This is a genomic window from Paenibacillus sp. P4_E11 (assembly GCF_056401635.1).
The window spans coordinates 1-1110 of record NZ_JBFUIX010000537.1 but is presented as its reverse complement, the minus strand read 5'-3'; the positions used below and the strand labels follow the sequence as shown (position 1 = coordinate 1110).

The window sequence follows — 1110 nt, the reverse complement described above, 5'->3', positions numbered from 1 at the left end:
CAAGCTTTATCCTTACCGTACAATTGGATAAGTGCATTAACGGTCAAGTATCCTGTTCCAGAGGACGCAGGATTCGGCATAGCAACTAATCCTTTGTATTCCGGCTTAGCTAAATCTTCGTACGATTGGGGAATGGCCAGGTGACGTTTTTCCATCTCCACCTTGTTGACAATGATGGCTGTCTCCCAGATATCAATACCAACCCATTTTGGAATACTCGATTTATCTTTAAATTCAGGCAACACCTGATCCACACCTTTAGGCGCATAAGCCTCCAACATTTTTTGATCATCCATAACGAGCAAGCTTGTTGCTGCCAATCCCCAGATGACGTCGGCTTGAGGATTTTCCTTCTCTGCAATCAACTTGGCTGTCATGATCCCTGTCGAATCACGAACAATGTTCACTTTAATCGTTGGATTCTGTGACCTAAATGAAGTAAGATAGGTTTTAATTTGTTCTTCTTCCATTGCAGAATAAACGGTAATTTCCGCTGGTTTGTTAGCAGTTGCTGTTGGGCTCGGTTGGCTGCTGTTCGAGGCTGCGTTATCTGGCTTCGCCGTACCACAGCCTGCCAATAAACCTGTAATAAGTAACACAGACGTAAGTGATTTCCATTTCGCTTTCATCATTAATCCCCTTTTCCCGATATCATAGTTTTGAGATGATTCTACTTCGATTGTTATGGACTATACGAACTAATCAAGCAGAAAAGCAAACCTCGTAAATTCAATTTTTTTTGAATTACTAAGATTTAACTGCTATTTACTTTCGCATACCCAATCAATACAAAATTTATTGTACACTAGGAATTTCTTTTTTGTGTCAACCGAGCGTTAACTCAACATTAAGATTATGTAAAAGCACAAATACATTTTCCTCATCTATCTCAACTCTTTTTTTGCTATAATATATTTAATTCAAACAAAATCTATTGAATCTATCAGTCGATCAGGAATAGGGAAGTGAACATTCTAATGTCTCAAAAAGAAGAAAATCACGCATCAGAACAAAGGGTGCGCACCAGACAAGACATCATTAATGCTATTGCAGAAACGATGGATTTGTACGGAGCAACTCATTCATCCGGTCAATTGTACGGCATTATGT

1 protein-coding gene is annotated in these 1110 nt (G+C 39.1%); it reads right to left on the bottom strand.

The genetic code is table 11. The annotated features are described in order from the left end of the window. A partial coding sequence (locus tag AC1DWB_RS35825) for an ABC transporter substrate-binding protein (protein WP_477545819.1) occupies window positions 1-632 on the bottom strand: 632 nt, incomplete at its 3' end. Between the last annotated feature and the right edge of the window lie 478 nt (window positions 633-1110).